The following is an 18,662-nucleotide window of genomic DNA, read 5'->3' as shown; positions in this document are numbered from 1 at the left end:
CTGAGCATGGCCGCTGATCGCGAAACGCCAGCCGCATTCCACTCGGCTGGCGTTATTTTTTTACCGATCGCCGGCGGGGCGCGCGTTTGCCTGGCGGTTTAACCGCCTTTTCCAGCGCGGAGGCATCCAGCGGAGTCAATCCATCATCCCGGCCCAGCAGCTGTAGCAGCTTGCGGGCGTCAAATGGCGCACGCACCTTGATGTCATTATCGAAATAACAGTAGATATCCCGCACTCGGGCAGAGGGGACCATATCCTCTTTCGCGACCCGGCGTGCATCGGGAGATTCATCCCCTTGGCTCCAAAGGCGGATGCGGTCCGCCCAGCGACTCAGGGCCCCGTCACTATAGCCACTGGCATATAGCTCCGCATCGCCATGCAGACGAAGGTAGACAAAATCGGCGGTGACATCTTCCAGGTAAGGCCACTTTCCCGCCGTATCCGCCACCACCAGCGCCACGCCGTAACGACGCAACAAAGCAATGAATTCGGCATTCTCAAAGCTGGTATTGCGAATTTCCACCGCGTGGCGCAGAGGCTTCTTTTCATCCACTTCAAACCATGTCTTGCCCGCCATTTCCGGACTATGGTGGCGGGCCAGCGCAGCGGCGGCATGGCTATCGCGTGGCAATTGTTGCAGGAAATGCTGGAACAAGGCGGCATCGAATTTAAAACTGGGCGGGAATTGCCAGAGAATGGGGCCGAGCTTCTCCTTGAGTGCCAGCAGGCCGGAAGCGAAAAAATTCGCCATGGCAGTCTCGATATCGCGCAGACGCAGGATATGGGTGACATAGCGCGTGGCTTTAATGCTGAAGATGAAATCGGAGGGAGTTTGCTGATACCAGCGCTGGTAACTGGTTGGACGCTGCAAACCATAAAACGAGCCATTCAGCTCAATGCTGGGCAGCGCACGGGAGGCGAACTCAAGCTCCCGTGCCTGCGTCAGGTCTTCCGGATAAAAGACCCCACGCCAGGGAGGATAGCGCCAACCAGAAATACCAATCCGTATATCAGCTGCCATATCCGTTGGTAAGCGAAGTCATGGCAAAGTTCGCTCACCCAGGCGGCCGGCACCACCTGCTACGGCATCGGGATATCAGACGATGCCCAGTTTATCCAGTCCGGCGGACATATCGCGGTCTTGCGCATCCTTGCCCTCCAGCTTGATCTTGAGGCGGATATCGTTGATGGAGTCGGCATTGCGCAGGGCATCTTCGTAGGTGATCTCATCGCGCTCATACAAGTCGAACAAGGCCTGGTCAAAGGTCTGCATGCCGAGCTCGCGTGACTTGGCCATGATCTCCTTGATTCCGTGCACTTCGCCCTTCAGCACCAGGTCGGAGATCAGCGGTGAATTCAGCATGATTTCGATGGCGGCAGCCCGGCCCTGACCATCGCGCTTGGGGATCAGGCGTTGCGAGACAAACGCCCGCATGTTCAGCGACAGGTCCATCAGCAACTGCTGACGACGCTCTTCAGGGAAGAAGTTGATGATACGGTCCAGCGCCTGGTTGGTACTGTTGGCGTGCAGGGTCGCCATGCACAGGTGGCCGGTTTCGGCAAAGGCAATGGCGTAGTCCATGGTTTCGCGGTCGCGGATTTCGCCGATCATGATCACATCCGGTGCCTGGCGCAGGGTGTTTTTCAGCGCGGCAAACCAGTTATCGGTATCCACGCCCACTTCGCGCTGGGTCACGATGCAGTTTTTGTGGTCGTGTATGAATTCAATCGGGTCTTCAATGGTGATGATATGGCCGTAACTGTTTTCGTTGCGGTAGCCCATCATCGCTGCCAGCGTGGTGGATTTGCCGGAGCCGGTGCCGCCAACCAGAATCACCAGGCCGCGCTTGGTCATGGAGACTTCCTTCAACACCTCGGGCAGGTGCAGGTCATCAAACTTGGGAATAGCGGAGGTAATGGTCCGGAATACCAGACCGACCGAACCACGCTGCACAAAGGCATTGACCCGGAACCGGGCCACGCGTGGCATGCTGATGGCGAAATTGCATTCGCGGGTTGCTTCAAACTCGGCAGCCTGCTTGTCATTCATGATGGCGCGGGCAATCTCGCGCACATGCTGGGGCGTGAGGGGCTGGCTGCTCATGGGCGTCATCTTGCCATCGATTTTCATTGCCGGTGGAAAAGCCGCCGTGATGAACAGATCAGAGGCTTTCTTGGCAATCATCATGCGCAACAAATCAAAAACAAACTTCTCTGCCTGACCTTCTTCCATGGAAGACTACCTTAAATAAACGCGTTGAATAATCGTACAAAAACCGCTTAACCGCCAAAGGTTTCCTTGTTGGCGGCCTTGCCACGGGCTTCGCCCACCGAAATGATATTGCGCTTCACCAGTTCCTGCAGGTTCTGGTCCAGCGTCTGCATGCCCACATTCTGCCCGGTCTGGATGGCGGAATACATCTGTGCAATCTTGTTCTCGCGGATCAGGTTACGAATGGCCGGCGTGCCTATCATGATCTCATGCGCGGCCACACGGCCCTGTTCATCCTTGGTTTTGCACAATGTTTGCGAAATGACTGCGCGCAAGGATTCGGAGAGCATGGAGCGCACCATTTCCTTTTCGGCAGCGGGGAATACATCGACGATACGGTCTATGGTCTTGGCCGCCGAGCTGGTATGCAGGGTGCCAAACACCAGGTGGCCCGTTTCAGCGGCCGACAGGGCCAGACGTATGGTTTCCAGGTCGCGCATTTCGCCGACCAGAATCACATCCGGGTCTTCACGCAGCGCTGAGCGCAAGGCATTGGAGAACGACAGGGTATGCGGACCGACTTCGCGCTGGTTGATCAAACACTTTTTCGAGGTGTGGACGAACTCAATCGGGTCTTCCACCGTCAGGATATGGCCGTACTCGTTTTCATTGATGAAATCGACCATGGCCGCCAGCGTGGTGGATTTGCCGGAACCGGTCGGCCCGGTCACCAGCACGATGCCGCGCGGGTTTTGCGCGATTTCACGGAAGATGGGCGGACAGTTCAGCTCCTCCATGGTCAGAATCTTGGAAGGAATGGTACGGAAAACCGCGCCCGCACCGCGATTCTGGTTAAAGGCATTGACCCGGAACCGGGCAAGATTGGGAATCTCGAACGAGAAATCGCACTCCAGGGTTTCTTCGTAAATCTTGCGCTGGCCGTCGTTCATGATGTCATACACCATGTCGTGCACCTGGCTGTGATCCATGGAGGGCAGGTTGATTTTGCGCACATCGCCATGCACCCGGATCATGGGCGGCATACCGGCAGAAAGATGCAAATCAGAAGCCTTGTTTTTAACCGAGAACGCCAGCAAATCCGAAATATCCACCCTAGGCTCCTGCTATAATTTTATAAAAATGATGAATGGATTATGAGCGCAATCACAGAACGCTTGCAAGCCGTGCAAGCCCGTATTTGTCAGTCGGCCACGGCCGCTGGACGCGACCCGCAGGAGATTACCCTGCTGGCCGTCAGCAAAGCGCAAAACGCCGATGCCATCCGTGCTGCATGGGCCGCCGGTCAGCAACGGTTTGGCGAGAATTACCTGCAGGAAGCCCTGAACAAACAGGCGCTGCTGCAAGACCTGCCGATTGAGTGGCACTTCATCGGGCCTATCCAGAGCAACAAGACCCAGCCTATCGCCCAGCACTTCAGCTGGGTGCATGGCGTGGACCGGCTCAAGATCGCCGAGCGGCTGAATGCGGCGAGGCCAGCGGAGCTGCCGCCCCTGCAGATATGCCTGCAAGTGAATGTCAGCCACGAGGAAAGCAAAAGCGGCATCGCTCCAGAAGAAGCATACGCCCTGGCGAGTGCCATCCGCCAGCTGCCCCACCTGCAGTTGCGCGGCCTCATGGCGATACCTGCCCCTACGCCCGATATGGAATTGCAACGTGCGCAGTTTAGAATGGTACGCACCCTGTATGATGCACTGAAGCAACAAGGCATCGCGCTGGATACCCTGTCGATAGGCATGTCGGAAGATTTTCCGGTTGCCATAGGCGAAGGCGCCACTATCGTGCGGGTAGGCTCGGCCATTTTCGGCCCGCGTCCGGCGAAGGCAGCGACGGCATGACCCGCGGGGAGCGCATGTCAGGACAACAGCAACACGCAGTGCAACGCAAAACAACTTTAAATACTGAACGATAAACCATGACAAAAATCAGTTTCATCGGCGGCGGCAATATGGCGCGCGCCCTTATCGGCGGCCTGCAAAGCAATGGCTACGCCATGGATGCCATCAGCATCATCGAGCCGGATGCCGACAAGCGTCAGCAATTGCACGCAGAATATGGCGTGCATGTGACCGAACAACTGCCCAGCGTGAGCAATGCCGATGTCATCGTGCTCGCTGTGAAACCCCAGCAACTGCGAGACCTGGCGATCTTTCTGGGCAGCCTGCTGCATGAACAGTTGGTGATCTCGATTGCCGCCGGTATCCGCAGCCAGGATCTGGCGCGCTGGCTGGGCGGCTACCAGGCCATCGTACGCGTCATGCCGAATACACCGGCGCAGATACAGGCGGGCATTTCCGCCTTGTACGCCTTGCCTGCCGTCAGCGCCGCACAAAAAGACATTGCCGACACCATCATGCAGGCCGCGGGCAAAACCGTGTGGCTGGATGCCGAGCAGAAAATGGATGCGGTCACCGCCATCTCCGGCAGTGGCCCCGCGTATGTGTTTTACTTCATAGAAGCCATGCAGCAAGCCGCGCAGGAACTGGGCCTGAGTGCAGAAGACGCGCGTTTGCTCAGCCTGCAGACCTTTGCCGGCGCGACGGCGCTCGCCAGCCAGAGCAGCGAGACGCCCGCCACCCTGCGTGCGCAGGTGACTTCCAAAGGCGGCACCACCGAACGCGCCCTGCTCTCCATGGATACCGCCGGGGTTAAAAACGCCATTATTCAGGCAGCCCATGCTGCTGCTGCCCGCTCTGCCGAGCTGGGCGACCAATTAGGTAAGGAATGACATGATCGCCAACGCTTTGCAATTTCTGCTGGAAACCATACTCGGCATGTTTACCCTGGCCGCGCTGCTGCGTTTTTACCTGCAGCTGACTGGCGCGCCTTTCAAAAATCCGGCTTCGCAATTTGTGGTCGCCATTACCAACTTTGCGGTCAAGCCCCTGCGCCGGGTGATTCCCGGTTGGGGCGGGCTGGATATCTCCACCCTGATCGTGGCTTTTGTCGCGCAGCTGATATTGAAGCTAGCTTCCTTGTGGTTAAGTGACTTTCCGCTGCTGGTCGCGGGCGGTGGCGTATGGATTGCCCTGGTGGGCCTCGCCGTGGTCGGGCTGATCAAGCTCAGCATTTATATCTTCCTGTATGCCGTGATCCTGCAAGCGATCCTGAGCTGGGTGAATCCCTATACGGTGATTACTCCAGTGCTGGATGCTTTGACCCGTCCCATATTGGCCCCGCTGCGCAATCGCGTACCGCTGGTAGGCGGTTTTGATCTGACGCCGATTCTGGTTTTCATCATCGCGCAATTGCTGTTGATGCTGGTCGTGGCGCCACTGGAGTTGCAATTCCTCAAGCTGTTCTAAGCTACAGTCTCTTCGCAGAGACCCAATAAAAACGGCGCGATCAGATGGTCGCGCCGTTTTTTATTTATCAAGCATGCCGCCTTACATCAGGATGATGTCGAAGTTTTCCTGCGGATATTGGGTTTCGGCCTGCAGCGACACCGGCTTGCCAATAAAGTCTGACAGGTTGGCGAGACTCTGCGACTCTTCATCCAGCAACAGATCAATCACCTTGGGCGAGGCCAGCACGCGCAACTCGCGCGCCGTGAATTGGCGGGCATGCCGCAACAGCTCGCGCAGAATTTCATAACAGATGGTTTGCGCGGTTTTGATTTCGCCGCGGCCCTGACAGGCCGGGCAAGGCTCACACAGGATGTGGGCAAGACTCTCGCGCGTGCGCTTGCGCGTCATTTCCACCAGCCCCAGCGCCGAGAACCCGCTGATGCCCGTACGGGCGCGGTCTTTGGCCAGTGCGCGTTTCAGTTCATCCAGCACCGCCACGCGATGCTCATCCTCATCCATGTCTATGAAGTCGATGATGATGATGCCGCCCAGATTGCGCAGGCGCAGCTGCCGGGCAATACATTGCGACGCCTCAAGATTGGTCTTGAAGATGGTATCGGCCAGACTGCGGCCATTGACGAAACCACCGGTGTTCACGTCCACCGTGGTCAGCGCTTCGGTCTGATCAAAAATGAGATAGCCGCCAGACTTCATCTCCACCTTGCGCGACATGGCACGCTCGATTTCCTGCTCGACGTGGTACATATCAAACAGCGGGCGCTCGCCCTGGTAATGCTCCAGCTTTTTCACCGCACCGATGGCGTAGTGTTGACCAAACTCCAATAGCTTCTGGTAGGTCTCGCGCGAATCGACCAGCACGCGGTCGGTGTCTTCATTCACCACATCGCGCAACACGCGCATGGGCAGGCTGAGATCCTGAAACACCAGCGAGCGGTCTGCCGCGCCATGGCTGGCCGCCTGGATATTGCTCCAGACCTTGTTGAGATAATCCACATCCGCCAGCAACTCATCATCGGTGGCGGTCTCGGACATGGTGCGTATGATGTAACCGCCCTGGCGGTTTTCCGGCAACAGCTTCAGCAGCCGCTCTTTCAGAAATTCGCGCTCGGCTTCGTCTTCAATGCGTTGCGACACGCCAATATGCTGCTGCTGTGGCAGATACACCAGAAAACGCCCGGCAATGCTGATCTGGGTAGTAAGGCGTGCGCCTTTGGTCCCTATCGGCTCCTTGATGACCTGCACCATGATGGGCTGGCCTTCGTGCAGCACCTCCTGGATGGTTTTTTCCTTGTCCTTGTCGCTATTGGCGCATTCCAGCACATCGGCCACATGCAGAAATGCCGCGCGCTGCAGGCCGATCTCGACAAACGCAGACTGCATGCCCGGCAATACCCGGCAGACGCGGCCCCGGTAGATATTGCCCACCAGACCCAGCGAGGTATTGCGCTCAATATGCAGCTCCTGCACGATGCACTGCTCGATAATGGCTACCCGCGTTTCTTGCGGGGTCACGTTGATCAGAATGTCTTCACTCATTTACCAGCTCTCTGCCATGCATGCATGACGCTCATAACACGGAAATTCCTGCCTGCTTCAATAGTTCGGACGTCTCAAATACCGGTAAGCCCATCACCCCGGAATAGCTGCCTTCAATACGGCGAATAAAGGTACTGGCCAAGCCTTGAATGCCATAGGCCCCCGCTTTGTCACGCGGCTCGCCGGTGGCAATGTAAGCCTGAATGGTAGCCTCGTCCAGCGTCGTCATCTCCACACGGGTGGTAGACAAACGGACATGCACGCCAGAAGCCGAGGCAACGGCCACACCGGTGTGCACCTCATGCCAGCGCCCGGACATGCGCAACAGCATCCCGCGGGCATGGTCATCGTCTTCCGGTTTGCCAAGGATCAGGCCATCAATCGCCACTGTGGTATCCGCCGCGAGCAGTGGCAGGGCTTCACCACCCTGCGCCTGCAATGCCGCCAGGCCAGTTTCCGCCTTGGCCCGCGCCAGGCGCAGCACATAATCGTGGGGGGCTTCATCAGGCAGCGGCGACTCATCCACATCGGCCGCCATGAATATCGTCTCCAGGCCTAATTGCTGGAGCAGCTCGGCACGGCGCGGTGAACGTGATGCCAGGTATACGCGTTTTTTCATCATGATTGCTGCAAGGGTTCCTCAACCGCCTGACGCTTGGCCTCGCCACACAGCAAACCCACCAGCGTCAGGGCAAATGCCATGGCAGTACCGGGTCCGCGCGAGGTGACGACGTTGCCATCCCTGACCACCGCATCCTCCATATAATGATGCGTGCCCGGTAGCTGATCCAGCACGCCAGGGAAGCTGGTCACCCGTTTGCCTTCAAGCAAACCAGCCGCATGCAAGGCCATGGGCGCCGCGCAGATGGCGGCGACATAGCGGCCTTCCGCCGCATAGTGCGTCAGCAGTGCCTGAATCCGCGCATCGCTTTTCAAGTGCTCGGAGCCCGGCATGCCGCCGGGCAATACCAGCATGTCGAATGGCTGCTGCAATACTTCATCCAGCAAGGCATCTGCCAGCAGCCGTGTTCCACGGCTACAGACCACCGGGCCTGGAATCAAGGCGGCGGCTACGACATCCACACCAGCACGACGCAGAATGTCCATCACGATGACGGCTTCCATCTCTTCACAGCCATGGGCCAGTGGAATCAATACAGAGGGCATAAAACCTTGAGCGGCAGTTATAATCAAATGGTGACAAATACTAACTGATGTCCACAAAAACCACCAACCGAAGCCTGTCACGGAGAATCTGAAGCTATGAGCGAATGGGCCTATCTGTTCAAAACCGGCATTGCCCTGTTTGCCATCGTCAACCCGGTGGGCAGCGTACCTATCTTCATCAGCGCTACCGATGGCTGGAGCCCCAAGGATCGAGCGCGCACGGCCAAAACCGTGGGACTGACGGTATTTGTAGTGCTGATGACCTCGGCGTTTCTCGGCAATGGCATTCTGGATTTTTTCAGCATCAGCATTCCGTCGTTTCAGGTGGGTGGCGGCATACTGGTCATGCTGATCGCCATCTCCATGATGCACGGCAAACAAAGCCATGCCAGGCAGACGCCAGAAGAAGCCCAGGCGGTGGCCGAGCGCGAGGTCATCGCCATCGTGCCGCTCAGCATCCCGCTACTGGCCGGGCCGGGCGCCATCAGTAGCATGATCATCACGGCGCAAAAGCACTCCGGTTTCTGGGGGCATGTGTCATTGATTGTGCCGGTAGCCGCCGTTTGCCTGCTGATCTGGCTGACCTTGCGACTGTCATCTGCGATTGCGCACAAGCTGGGAACACTGGGGATTAATATCGTGACCCGCCTGATGGGCCTGATTCTGGCAGCGATGGCGGTGGAGTTCATTGCGCAGGGGATTAGCGGACTTTTTCCCGGTTTGAATGGCTAAGCCGTAGCAAGCGCGGTAAAATATGCAATTTTTCAAGCAATTGCATGGTCTGGAAACCCAACACCACTGTCGCCGCCATCGTTGAACAGGACGGCAAATTCCTGCTGGTAGAAGAAGACACCGCCGACGGCGTGCGCTTCAACCAGCCGGCCGGCCATCTTGAGCGTGGCGAATCGCTGCTGGAAGCCGTGATCCGTGAAACCCGCGAAGAATCCGCCTACCGCTTTGAGCCGCAAGCCCTGCTCGGCATTTACCAGTGGCACCATCCGCAAAAAGACATTACCTATATGCGGTATGCCTTTATTGGCGCAGTGTCCGACCATGACCCTGAGCAGCCACTGGATAGCGGCATACGGCGCGCCTTGTGGATGAGCCTGGAGGAAATCCAGGCATGCCGCGCGCTGCATCGCAGCCCACAGGTGCTGACCTGTATCGAACATTATCTGGCGGGACAACGTTTCCCGCTCAACATCATTACCCATCTGGAACGCGGTGAACCATGAGTAAAAAGCGCGTAGTCGTTGGCCTCTCCGGCGGCGTCGACTCTTCTGTAACGGCCTTGCTATTGAAAGAGCAAGGCTATGATGTCGTGGGTCTTTTCATGAAAAACTGGGAAGACGACGACACCGATGAATACTGCCCCGCCAAGCAGGATCTGATAGACGCCGCTGCGGTCGCCGACAAGATCGGCATTGAGCTGGAAGCGGTGAACTTCAGCAAGGAATACAAAGAACGTGTTTTCCAGAATTTCCTGGAAGAGTACCAAGCGGGCCGCACCCCGAATCCGGATATCTTCTGCAACTCGGAAATCAAGTTCAAGGCCTTTCTGGATCACGCCATGGGCCTGGGCGCCGACCTGATCGCGACTGGCCATTACGCGCAAGTGCGCGAGAAAAATGGCTTGTTCCAGCTGTTAAAAGCAGAAGACGGCAGCAAGGACCAAAGTTATTTCCTGTATCGCCTTAACCAGCGCCAGCTCAGCAAAACCCTGTTTCCGCTGGGTGGCCTGCTGAAGCGCGAGGTGCGTGAAATCGCCCATCGCGAAGGCTTGGTGACGGCAGGCAAAAAAGACTCTACCGGCATCTGCTTTATCGGCGAGCGCCCATTCCGCGAATTCCTGAATCGCTATCTGCCACGCGAACCCGGCGAAATGCAAACGCCGGAAGGCAAGGTGGTCGGCGAACACGAAGGCCTGATGTATTACACGCTGGGTCAGCGCCAGGGTCTGAAAATAGGCGGTTCGCGCGAAAGCAATGGCGAGCCATGGTTTGTGGCGGGCAAGGACATGCAACGCAATGTGCTGATCGTGGTGCAGGGCCACGATCATCCGCTCTTGTGCAATGACGGCCTGGTGGCCAGCCAACTGCACTGGATTGCAGGTGAAGCGCCGGAAACGCATTGGGTATATGCGGCCAAGACACGCTATCGCCAGCCGGATGCGCCCTGCGAGATTGATCGCCTGGAAGAAAGCGAAACCGAAATCCGCTTCGGGCAGCCGCAATGGGCGATCACGCCGGGGCAATCCGCCGTGGTCTATGAAAGTCAGGTGTGTTTGGGTGGCGGCATCATTACCCGCGCAGTTTGACAGGCGGAGTTTGATAGAAAAGTATGGCTGGGCTGCTCGATGGCAGCAGCGTTGAAGCTTGGGGGAAGAAATGACCTTGAACCCCCAGCATTGAACACCGGCAGGCGTAGGCACTGGACTCCCCAGCGCTGCCGCCTGCCATGCCATTATTGGGCGGGTGGCATCGTATCCTTGAACGATGGGCGTTGCAGCATGGCCGCATAATGCCGAGCCAGGTTGGGGTAGGTGTCCTGCCAGCCAAGATGGGCATAGCGCAGATCCAGGTAGCCCAGTACACAGCCCAGTGCAATGTCCGCGAGACTGAAGTTGCCGTTGACACACCATTTGGCCGCGCCCAGTTCATCATTCATGGCCGCAAGGCCGCGAGTCACTTTACCCATCTGCTTTTCCAGTACGGCGGCATCCTGCTTTTCAGTCGCACGGCGACCTTCCATGATGACCGCCACGGCGGCATCGCACACGCCATCGGCCAGGGCTTCCCAGCGACGAACGCGGATTTTCTGACCGTGATCCTGTGGAATCAGATGAGCCACCGGGGTACGGTGATCCAAAAACTCGACGATGACGCGTGAATCAAAAATGCTCTCCCCATCATCCAGCACCAGAACGGGAATCTTGCCCAAGGGGTTGTAGTCAGGCACCGGGCAGTCAGGATCGGCAAGCACGACCTGCACCATCTCGATATCAATGCGCTTTTCGGCTGCGACCACACGAACTTTGCGGGCATAAGGGCTGGTGAGTGAGTAATAGAGCTTCATAAGGATGGAGGATTCGACGAAGATAAGCGTAGTCGGCATTATAATGTAAATCATGAACACCACCCTATCCGATCTCCGACTCCCCACTGACTTACAAAGCGCGATCCAGCGCAATCTCGAGGCTGCCATTGCCGAGGATATTGCAGGCGGCGACCTGACCGCCAGCCTGGTACCCGCCGACCAGCATGCGCATGCCACCTTGATCAGCCGCGAGCCCGCGATCGTATGCGGCATTCCCTGGGTAGAGGCCTGCTTTGCGCGATTGGCGCCGCAAGCCAGACTGGAGTGGCAGATCAGCGAAGGTGCTGAAGTCACCGCCGGGCAAACCCTGTGCATCATCACGGGCAATGCCCGACAAATCCTGACCGCCGAACGCTGCGCACTGAATTTCCTGCAGACATTGTCGGCAACCGCCACGGCCACAGCTCGTTATGTGCGAGCGGTGCAAGGCACCAAAGCGCGGATTCTGGACACCCGTAAAACCTTGCCTGGGCTGCGCATGGCACAAAAGTACGCAGTCACCGTAGGCGGTGGCATGAACCAGCGCATGGGCTTGTACGATGGCATTCTGATCAAGGAAAATCACATTGCCGCTGCAGGCAGCATTGCGGCGGTAATGGATGCCGCCACAAAATTAAACACAAATGCCAGCCTGCAGATTGAGGTAGAGTCACTGGAGCAACTGGAAGAGGCTTTGCGAGCTGGGGCCAAGCTGATTCTGCTGGACAATTTCAATCTGGATGGCATGCGTAACGCGGTGGCATTGAATGCAGGACGCGCGATTCTGGAAGCATCAGGCGGCGTAGAGCTTGAAACCGTGCGCGCCATCGCAGAAACTGGCGTAGACCGCATTTCGATCGGCAGCCTGACCAAACATGTGCATGCGATAGACTTATCCCTGAGATTTCAAAGCTGAAGCTTGCGAAACTTACAATCGTAAAAACGCTAGACCAGCGAGCGCGTTTGCCACTATCCTGAATGACTGAAATATGACAACAGGGCATACCGAAGGACCCCACATGAGCAAAGTCGCCGCCACCGCCAAACCTTTGCAAGGACGCCTCACCATAGGCGATGTATTGCGCATGCTGGTGAATGACGGCATGGTGGAAAAGAAGGATGCCGAGCAGTTATATAAAGACCGCAAGCTGGACAAATCCAACCTGCATCCACTGGTCATCATCGGCGAACAAAAGTGGAAAAGCCTGCTGAGCCCACACAAGCCTTTGTCCGTTGAAAACCTGACCGAGTGGCTGGCCAAGCGTGTCGGCCTCGATTACTTTCATATCGACCCTCTCAATCTGGATTTCGGATCGGTGGCGCAGGTGGTGTCCAAAGCCTATGCCGAACGGCTGAAGATCATGCCAGTCAAGGTGGGCGCCAACGAAGCCACCATTGCCACGGCAGAACCCTTCCTAACAGACTGGATTCCCGATCTTGAGCGCATCATGAACCTCAAGATACGTCTGGTCATCGCCAATCCACTGGAGATCAACCGCTACCTGCCCGAGGTGTACAACCTCGCCAACTCCATCAATCTCGCGAATACGGCCAAGGCCGGGCAGATCATCGGGGTACAGAACTTCGAGCAACTGGTGGAGCTGGGCAAGAACAAGAACCTCGACGCCAACGAACAACATATCGTCAACATTGTGGACTGGCTGTTCAAATATGCGTTTGAGCAGCGTGCCAGCGATATCCATCTGGAGCCACGCCGCAATCTCGGCATCATGCGTTTCCGCATTGATGGTGTGCTGCATCAGGTCTACCAGCTGCCTTCTACCATCATGAATGCCATTACCAGCCGCATCAAACTGCTGGGTCGCATGGACATGGTGGAAAAACGCCGCCCGCAGGACGGCCGCATCAAAACGCTGACCACCGAAGGCAATGAGGTCGAGCTGCGTCTTTCCACGATGCCCACCGCCTTTGGTGAGAAACTGGTGATGCGGGTATTTACCCCGGATGTCATCGTCAAGGACTTCATCGAACTGGGCTTTTCGCCTGCACAAGATACCCAGTGGCGCGCGTGGACCCGCAATCCAAATGGCATCATTCTGGTGACCGGTCCTACCGGCTCTGGCAAAACCACCACGCTTTACTCCACCCTCAAGCAACTGGCCACGCCAGAAGTCAATGTATGCACGGTGGAGGAGCCGATTGAAATGGTGGAACCTGCCTTCAACCAGATGCAGGTCCAGCAGAATATTGACCTCAGCTTTGCCGATGGCATACGCACGCTGTTGCGGCAGGATCCGGACATCATCATGGTCGGCGAAATCCGCGATGTGGAAACGGCGGAAATGGCCATACAGGCGGCACTTACCGGCCACCTGGTGCTGTCGACATTGCATACCAACGATGCCCCTTCTGCCATTACCCGCCTGCTCGATCTTGGCGTGCCGTCCTATCTCATTCAATCCACAGTGCTCGGCATCATGGCGCAACGGCTGGTGCGCACACTCTGCCCCGCGTGCAAACAGCCCATTACTATAGACAGCGATCAGTGGCATCAATACACCGCGCCCTGGAAACTGCCCCTGCCTGCACATGCGCACGGCATTACTGGCTGCCTGGAATGCCGCATGACAGGCTATCGCGGCCGTAGCGGCATTTATGAAATGCTGACCATCACCCCCGAGATCAAAAAGCTCATCACTCCGGATGCCGATCTGGCAAAAATTCGCGCCATGGCCTACAAGCAAGGCATGCAGCCATTGCTCATCAACGGCGCCGAAAAAATCGCGGCCGGACTCACCACCATGGAAGAATTGAGCAAGGTCGCGCCGCCTCTGGAATAAGCCTCTTTGACGCAAATTTCATTATCTGTGCCGAATATGTTTGTACATCCGTCAATTTCGCATTTTGATTCTTGACCAAATACATTCAAACAGTTACTGTTCAGGGTTCCCCAATTCTCAGTAAAAACAGCAAGATTTATGGAAGACCCTAGCAATCCGACCACGGGCAATCAATGCACGGGCGCAGAAATCGTTATTCGCTGCTTACAGGAAGAAAACGTTAAATTCGTTTTCGGCTATCCTGGCGGCGCTGTCCTGAACATTTACGACGCGATTTTCAATCAATCCCACTTCAAGCACGTGCTGGTTCGCCATGAGCAGGCTGCCGTGCATGCAGCAGATGCTTACGCACGCGCTACGGGCGAAGTCGGTGTTGCGCTGGTCACTTCAGGCCCAGGTGCGACCAATGCCGTCACTGGCATTGCGACCGCTTATATGGATTCGATTCCACTAGTGGTGCTGAGTGGTCAGGTTCCTGCCCCCTCCATCGGCATGGACGCCTTCCAGGAAGTCGACATGGTCGGCATTACCCGTCCCTGTGTGAAGCACAACTTCCTGGTGAAGGACATCAAGGATCTTGCTGCCACCATCAAAAAAGCCTTCTATATTGCTGGCACTGGCCGTCCAGGCCCGGTGGTGGTGGACATTCCCAAGGATATTACGGCGCAGTTCCACGCCTTCAGCTACCCTGAAACCGTGGAGATGCGTTCATACAACCCGATACTCAAGGGCCATTCCGGGCAGATCAAGAAAGCCCTGCGCCTGATGCTGGATGCCAAGCGCCCGATGTTGTACACGGGCGGCGGCATTATTCTGGGCGATGCGTCCGAGCAGCTGGTCAAGCTGGCACGCCGTCTGGGCTTCCCGATCACCAACACGCTGATGGGTTTGGGTGGCTACCCGGCCACCGACCGCCAGTTTGTTGGCATGCTGGGCATGCACGGCACGCTGGAAGCCAATATGGCCATGCAGGACTGTGATGTGCTGATCGCCATCGGCGCCCGTTTTGATGACCGCGTTATCGGCAATCCGGACCACTTCTTCAGCAAGAGCCGCACCATCATTCATATTGATGTCGACCCCTCTTCCATTTCCAAGCGCGTGAAAGTGGATGTGCCGATTGTTGGCCATGTACAGTCCGTACTCGGCGAGATGAATGACCTGCTGGATGGCGAATTCAAAGCCGCTGCCGACAAGAAGCCGGAAGAGGCGGCCATTCAGGCATGGTGGACCCAGATAGAAGCCTGGCGCAGCAAGAAGTGTCTGAGCTACGACCGCAACAGCGACATCATCAAGCCACAATACGTGCTGGAGAAACTGTGGGAAGTGACCAAGGGCGACGCCTTCATCACCTCCGACGTAGGCCAGCACCAGATGTGGGCGGCGCAATATTACAAATTCGACAAGCCACGTCGCTGGATCAACTCTGGCGGCCTGGGCACCATGGGTGTGGGCTTGCCATACGCCATGGGCGTGCAACTGGCTTACCCCGATGCACAAGTCGCCTGTGTGACTGGCGAAGCTTCGATCCAGATGTGTATTCAGGAGCTGTCTACCTGCAAGCAGTTCCACCTGCCGGTCAAGGTGATCACGCTGAACAACCGCTATATGGGCATGGTGCGCCAGTGGCAAGAGTTCTTCTACGGCAACCGCTATTCCGAATCCTACATGGACGCGCTGCCTGACTTCGTCAAGCTGGCGGAAGCTTATGGCCACGTTGGCATGCGCATCGAGAAACCATCCGATGTCGAACCCGCCCTGAAAGAAGCCTTTGGCCCCAAGCTGAAGGAGCGCATGGTATTCATGGACTTCCTCACCGACCAGAAGGAAAACGTATTCCCGATGGTGCCGAATGGCAAGGGGCTGTCCGAGATGATTCTGGCCGAAGAACTGTAGAGCGAGCTGTTAGATGAAACACATTATTTCCTTACTCATGGAAAACGAAGCGGGCGCCTTGTCCCGCGTGGCCGGCCTGTTCTCGGCGCGTGCCTACAATATTGAATCCCTGACTGTGGCTCCTACCGAAGATCCCACATTGTCACGCATGACCATCGTCACTTCCGGATCCGACGAAGTGATCGAGCAGATCATCAAGCAGCTCAACAAGCTGGTCGATGTGGTCAAGGTACTCGACCTTAACGATGGTCGTTATATCGAACGCGAACTGATGCTGGTCAAGGTGAAAGCCACTGGTCCGTTCCGCGAAGAAATGAAACGTATGTGCGATATCTTCCGTGGTCGCATCATTGATGTGGCAGATGGCAGTTACACCATCGAGCTGACCGGCACTGGCAGCAAGCTGGATGCGTTTCTGGAAGCGCTGGACAAGACGGCCATACTGGAAACAGTGCGTACCGGCGCCTCCGGCATTGGACGCGGCGACCGGATTCTCAAGATTTAATCAATGTGAGTTCGGGCAATTGGATGCCCGTTTTCTGGCGCTGAATGGCCCAGGCCCGATTTCAAATATCCGGACTCACGCCAAACACTATAAATTTAGGAGTTGAAATGAAAGTTTATTACGATAAAGACGCCGACCTTTCACTGATCAAGAATCTGAAAGTCACCATCGTCGGTTATGGCTCTCAAGGCCACGCCCACGCACAAAACCTGAAGGACTCCGGTGTTAATGTGACCGTGGCTCTGCGCAAGGATGGCAGCTCATGGAACAAGGCTGTGAATGCCGGTCACCAAGTCGCTGAAATTGCCGACGCTGTGAAGCAGGCCGATCTGGTCATGATTCTGCTGCCAGACGAAACCATGCCGCAAATCTACCATGCCGACATCGCGAACAACCTGAAGCAAGGCGCTACCGTCGCATTTGCTCACGGCTTCAACATTCACTACAACCAGATCGTGCCACGCGCCGACCTGGACGTGATCATGATTGCACCCAAGGGCCCAGGCCACACCGTACGTTCCGAATACCTGAAGGGCGGCGGCGTCCCTACCCTGATCGCCGTTTACCAGGACCAATCCGGCAAGGCCAAGGATGTTGCACTGTCCTACGCTTGCGCCAACGGCGGCACCAAGGGTGGCGTGATCGAAACCAACTTCCGCGAAGAAACCGAAACTGACCTGTTCGGCGAACAGGCTGTGCTGTGTGGTGGCGCGGTTGAGTTGGTAAAGGCTGGCTTTGAAACCCTGACCGAAGCTGGTTACGCGCCTGAAATGGCCTACTTCGAATGCCTGCACGAACTGAAGCTGATTGTGGATCTGATGTACGAAGGCGGCATCGCCAACATGAACTACTCGATCTCCAACAACGCAGAATACGGTGAATACGTCACTGGCCCACGCGTGATTGCTGATCAGGCACGTGCCGCCATGAAGGAATGCCTGAAAAACATCCAGACTGGCGAATACGCCAAGCAGTTCATTGCCGAAGGCCGTACCAACTACCCATCCATGACCGCACGTCGTCGCCTGAATGCTGCTCACCCAATCGAGCAAGTCGGTGGCCAGTTGCGCGCCATGATGCCTTGGATCACCAAGAACAAGCTGGTTGATCAAAGCAAGAACTAATAGCAACAAAACCGGCATGCGCGCAGTCAACGCATGACAACATAAAAAGGCGATGCGGATGCATCGCCTTTTTTATTGCCTCCAACTCCAGCATCCTTGGGACTTGCTACCGCTATCATTATAATAGTCGCTCATTGCCCATCCGGAATCTTGTGTGTTGAATCGTCTCGCCGTCTCCCTGCAATACCTCTTGCCCAAACAGGCCATCACCGTTTTTGCCGGATGCGTCGCCAATGCCCGCATGGGCTGGGTGACAACGGCGATCATTCGCTGGTTCGTAGCTCGCTATGGCGTCAACATGCAGGAAGCCGTTGAGCCCGATATCCGCCGCTACCCCAGTTTTAACGAATTTTTTACCCGGCCACTGCGTGCGGATGCCCGCCCCGCAGCTACGGCTACCTGGCTATGTCCGGTCGATGGGGCTATCAGCCAGATCGGCCCTATCGTCGGCGACCAGATTTTTCAGGCCAAAGGCCACCACTACTCCACGACGGCATTGTTGGCGGGGAACCAGGCACTGGCAGACGAATTTCAGGATGGCCACTTTGCCACCCTTTACCTCAGCCCCAGAGACTATCACCGCATACACATGCCCTGCGATGGGCATCTGCTGCGCATGACCTATGTGCCCGGCGATCTGTTTTCGGTTAACCCAGTGACAGCGCAAGGCGTGCCTGGCCTGTTTGCGCGTAACGAGCGCGTGGTGTGCGAGTTTGACTCAGCGCATGGCAAGTTCGTGCTGGTCCTGGTGGGCGCCACCATCGTCGGCAGCATGGCCACCACCTGGCATGGCGTGGTGAATCCGCCACGTCCGGGGAATATCTCAGTATGGGAATATGCCGAGCACCAGATTCACCTCAAGCAGAATGAGGAAATGGGTCGGTTTTTATTGGGCTCGACTGTGGTGCTGCTTTTTCCAAAACAGCCTCTGCAGTTTAATCCGCTATGGCAGGAAGGTCGCCCGATCAGGCTGGGCGAAGCCATGGCGAACAGAGGCTAGCGAGCACCAGCCCCACGCAA

19 protein-coding genes are annotated in these 18,662 nt (G+C 56.7%); 12 read left to right on the top strand and 7 right to left on the bottom strand.

What is annotated here, in order from left to right:
* Positions 1–52 precede the first annotated feature (52 nt).
* The 3 genes from LG203_RS02165 to LG203_RS02155 all read right to left on the bottom strand — a co-directional run bounded on the left by LG203_RS02165 (position 53) and on the right by LG203_RS02155 (position 3,324).
* The gene (locus LG203_RS02165) at positions 53–1,021 is read right to left on the bottom strand and encodes a DUF72 domain-containing protein (RefSeq protein ID WP_230344288.1); all 969 of its coding nucleotides are present in this window, start codon (positions 1,019–1,021) and stop codon (positions 53–55) included.
* Between the two features lie 75 nt (positions 1,022–1,096).
* Positions 1,097–2,233, bottom strand: a complete 1,137-nt coding sequence (locus LG203_RS02160; RefSeq protein ID WP_230344287.1) for a PilT/PilU family type 4a pilus ATPase — start codon at positions 2,231–2,233, stop codon at positions 1,097–1,099.
* A gap of 47 nt (positions 2,234–2,280) precedes the next feature.
* Positions 2,281–3,324: a type IV pilus twitching motility protein PilT gene (locus LG203_RS02155; RefSeq protein ID WP_230336081.1), complete on the bottom strand. Its 1,044-nt coding sequence runs from the start codon at positions 3,322–3,324 to the stop codon at positions 2,281–2,283.
* 42 nt (positions 3,325–3,366) lie between these two features.
* Between LG203_RS02155 and LG203_RS02150 the strand changes: the two genes are divergently transcribed.
* From LG203_RS02150 to LG203_RS02140, 3 genes are all read left to right on the top strand, one after another.
* On the top strand, positions 3,367–4,068 hold the full coding sequence (locus LG203_RS02150; protein WP_230344286.1) for a YggS family pyridoxal phosphate-dependent enzyme: 702 nt from the start codon (positions 3,367–3,369) through the stop codon (positions 4,066–4,068).
* A gap of 77 nt (positions 4,069–4,145) precedes the next feature.
* Positions 4,146–4,958, top strand: coding sequence for a pyrroline-5-carboxylate reductase (gene proC, locus LG203_RS02145; protein ID WP_230344285.1), 813 nt, complete (start codon positions 4,146–4,148; stop codon positions 4,956–4,958).
* A gap of 1 nt (position 4,959) precedes the next feature.
* Complete coding sequence (locus tag LG203_RS02140; protein WP_230344284.1) at positions 4,960–5,535, top strand: YggT family protein; 576 nt, start codon at positions 4,960–4,962, stop codon at positions 5,533–5,535.
* Positions 5,536–5,616: 81 nt separating this feature from the next.
* Here LG203_RS02140 and rng read toward each other — a convergent pair whose 3' ends face one another.
* Genes rng through LG203_RS02125 form a run of 3 tightly spaced genes read right to left on the bottom strand, consistent with a single transcriptional unit; the run spans position 5,617 to position 8,241 of the window.
* Positions 5,617–7,074, bottom strand: a complete 1,458-nt coding sequence (gene rng / locus LG203_RS02135) for a ribonuclease G (RefSeq protein ID WP_013441450.1) — start codon at positions 7,072–7,074, stop codon at positions 5,617–5,619.
* A 31-nt stretch (positions 7,075–7,105) separates the two neighbouring features.
* The gene (locus tag LG203_RS02130) at positions 7,106–7,696 is read right to left on the bottom strand and encodes a Maf family protein (RefSeq protein WP_230344283.1); all 591 of its coding nucleotides are present in this window, start codon (positions 7,694–7,696) and stop codon (positions 7,106–7,108) included.
* Positions 7,693–8,241 (bottom strand): DJ-1 family glyoxalase III, encoded by a 549-nt coding sequence (locus tag LG203_RS02125; RefSeq protein ID WP_230344282.1) that lies wholly within the window; start codon positions 8,239–8,241, stop codon positions 7,693–7,695. Before LG203_RS02125 ends, LG203_RS02130 begins: the two co-directional genes overlap by 4 nt.
* A gap of 96 nt (positions 8,242–8,337) precedes the next feature.
* On the opposite strand from LG203_RS02125, the gene LG203_RS02120 reads away from it, so the two are divergent.
* From LG203_RS02120 to mnmA, 3 genes are read left to right on the top strand one after another with little or no spacing between them, the layout of a single operon-like run.
* Entirely contained in the window at positions 8,338–8,973 is a 636-nt protein-coding gene (locus tag LG203_RS02120; protein WP_013441447.1) for a YchE family NAAT transporter, read from the top strand.
* Between the two features lie 44 nt (positions 8,974–9,017).
* Positions 9,018–9,476 (top strand): NUDIX hydrolase, encoded by a 459-nt coding sequence (locus LG203_RS02115; protein ID WP_015829484.1) that lies wholly within the window; start codon positions 9,018–9,020, stop codon positions 9,474–9,476.
* The gene (gene mnmA, locus LG203_RS02110; RefSeq protein WP_230344281.1) at positions 9,473–10,558 is read left to right on the top strand and encodes a tRNA 2-thiouridine(34) synthase MnmA; all 1,086 of its coding nucleotides are present in this window, start codon (positions 9,473–9,475) and stop codon (positions 10,556–10,558) included. Before LG203_RS02115 ends, mnmA begins: the two co-directional genes overlap by 4 nt.
* Positions 10,559–10,704: 146 nt before the next feature.
* Here the strand turns inward: mnmA and LG203_RS02105 are convergent, their stop codons facing one another.
* Complete coding sequence (locus LG203_RS02105; RefSeq protein WP_230344309.1) at positions 10,705–11,316, bottom strand: glutathione S-transferase family protein; 612 nt, start codon at positions 11,314–11,316, stop codon at positions 10,705–10,707.
* Between the two features lie 52 nt (positions 11,317–11,368).
* Here LG203_RS02105 and nadC point away from each other — a divergent pair, with 52 nt between their 5' ends.
* The 6 genes from nadC (at position 11,369) to asd (ending at position 18,642) form a co-directional block, all read left to right on the top strand.
* The gene (nadC, locus tag LG203_RS02100) at positions 11,369–12,232 is read left to right on the top strand and encodes a carboxylating nicotinate-nucleotide diphosphorylase (RefSeq protein WP_230344280.1); all 864 of its coding nucleotides are present in this window, start codon (positions 11,369–11,371) and stop codon (positions 12,230–12,232) included.
* A 103-nt stretch (positions 12,233–12,335) separates the two neighbouring features.
* The gene (locus LG203_RS02095; protein WP_230344279.1) at positions 12,336–14,117 is read left to right on the top strand and encodes a GspE/PulE family protein; all 1,782 of its coding nucleotides are present in this window, start codon (positions 12,336–12,338) and stop codon (positions 14,115–14,117) included.
* Positions 14,118–14,213: 96 nt separating this feature from the next.
* A complete protein-coding gene (locus LG203_RS02090) occupies positions 14,214–16,013 on the top strand; it encodes an acetolactate synthase 3 catalytic subunit (RefSeq protein ID WP_255348599.1) in 1,800 nt (599 codons plus the stop codon).
* A 13-nt stretch (positions 16,014–16,026) separates the two neighbouring features.
* The gene (gene ilvN / locus LG203_RS02085) at positions 16,027–16,518 is read left to right on the top strand and encodes an acetolactate synthase small subunit (RefSeq protein WP_230336068.1); all 492 of its coding nucleotides are present in this window, start codon (positions 16,027–16,029) and stop codon (positions 16,516–16,518) included.
* Between the two features lie 107 nt (positions 16,519–16,625).
* Positions 16,626–17,642 (top strand): ketol-acid reductoisomerase, encoded by a 1,017-nt coding sequence (ilvC, locus tag LG203_RS02080; RefSeq protein ID WP_013441438.1) that lies wholly within the window; start codon positions 16,626–16,628, stop codon positions 17,640–17,642.
* A gap of 154 nt (positions 17,643–17,796) precedes the next feature.
* A complete protein-coding gene (asd, locus tag LG203_RS02075) occupies positions 17,797–18,642 on the top strand; it encodes an archaetidylserine decarboxylase (protein ID WP_230344278.1) in 846 nt (281 codons plus the stop codon).
* The last annotated feature ends 20 nt before the right edge of the window (positions 18,643–18,662 follow it).

The organism is Methylovorus mays (genome assembly GCF_020531915.1).
GTDB classification, from domain to species: Bacteria; Pseudomonadota; Gammaproteobacteria; order Burkholderiales; family Methylophilaceae; genus Methylovorus; species Methylovorus mays.
Note: the sequence above shows the minus strand (reverse complement) of the source record. Positions and strands in the feature narration are given on the sequence as shown.

Coding starts and splice junctions, on each gene's coding strand:
- LG203_RS02165 (WP_230344288.1), bottom strand. CDS start 1,021: ATGGCAGCTGATATACGGATTGGTATTTCTGGTTGGCGCTATCCTCCC.
- LG203_RS02160 (WP_230344287.1), bottom strand. CDS start 2,233: ATGGAAGAAGGTCAGGCAGAGAAGTTTGTTTTTGATTTGTTGCGCATG.
- LG203_RS02150 (WP_230344286.1), top strand. CDS start 3,367: ATGAGCGCAATCACAGAACGCTTGCAAGCCGTGCAAGCCCGTATTTGT.
- proC (WP_230344285.1), top strand. CDS start 4,146: ATGACAAAAATCAGTTTCATCGGCGGCGGCAATATGGCGCGCGCCCTT.
- LG203_RS02140 (WP_230344284.1), top strand. CDS start 4,960: ATGATCGCCAACGCTTTGCAATTTCTGCTGGAAACCATACTCGGCATG.
- rng (WP_013441450.1), bottom strand. CDS start 7,074: ATGAGTGAAGACATTCTGATCAACGTGACCCCGCAAGAAACGCGGGTA.
- LG203_RS02130 (WP_230344283.1), bottom strand. CDS start 7,696: ATGATGAAAAAACGCGTATACCTGGCATCACGTTCACCGCGCCGTGCC.
- LG203_RS02125 (WP_230344282.1), bottom strand. CDS start 8,241: ATGCCCTCTGTATTGATTCCACTGGCCCATGGCTGTGAAGAGATGGAA.
- LG203_RS02120 (WP_013441447.1), top strand. CDS start 8,338: ATGAGCGAATGGGCCTATCTGTTCAAAACCGGCATTGCCCTGTTTGCC.
- LG203_RS02115 (WP_015829484.1), top strand. CDS start 9,018: ATGGTCTGGAAACCCAACACCACTGTCGCCGCCATCGTTGAACAGGAC.
- mnmA (WP_230344281.1), top strand. CDS start 9,473: ATGAGTAAAAAGCGCGTAGTCGTTGGCCTCTCCGGCGGCGTCGACTCT.
- LG203_RS02105 (WP_230344309.1), bottom strand. CDS start 11,316: ATGAAGCTCTATTACTCACTCACCAGCCCTTATGCCCGCAAAGTTCGT.
- nadC (WP_230344280.1), top strand. CDS start 11,369: ATGAACACCACCCTATCCGATCTCCGACTCCCCACTGACTTACAAAGC.
- LG203_RS02095 (WP_230344279.1), top strand. CDS start 12,336: ATGAGCAAAGTCGCCGCCACCGCCAAACCTTTGCAAGGACGCCTCACC.
- ilvN (WP_230336068.1), top strand. CDS start 16,027: ATGAAACACATTATTTCCTTACTCATGGAAAACGAAGCGGGCGCCTTG.
- ilvC (WP_013441438.1), top strand. CDS start 16,626: ATGAAAGTTTATTACGATAAAGACGCCGACCTTTCACTGATCAAGAAT.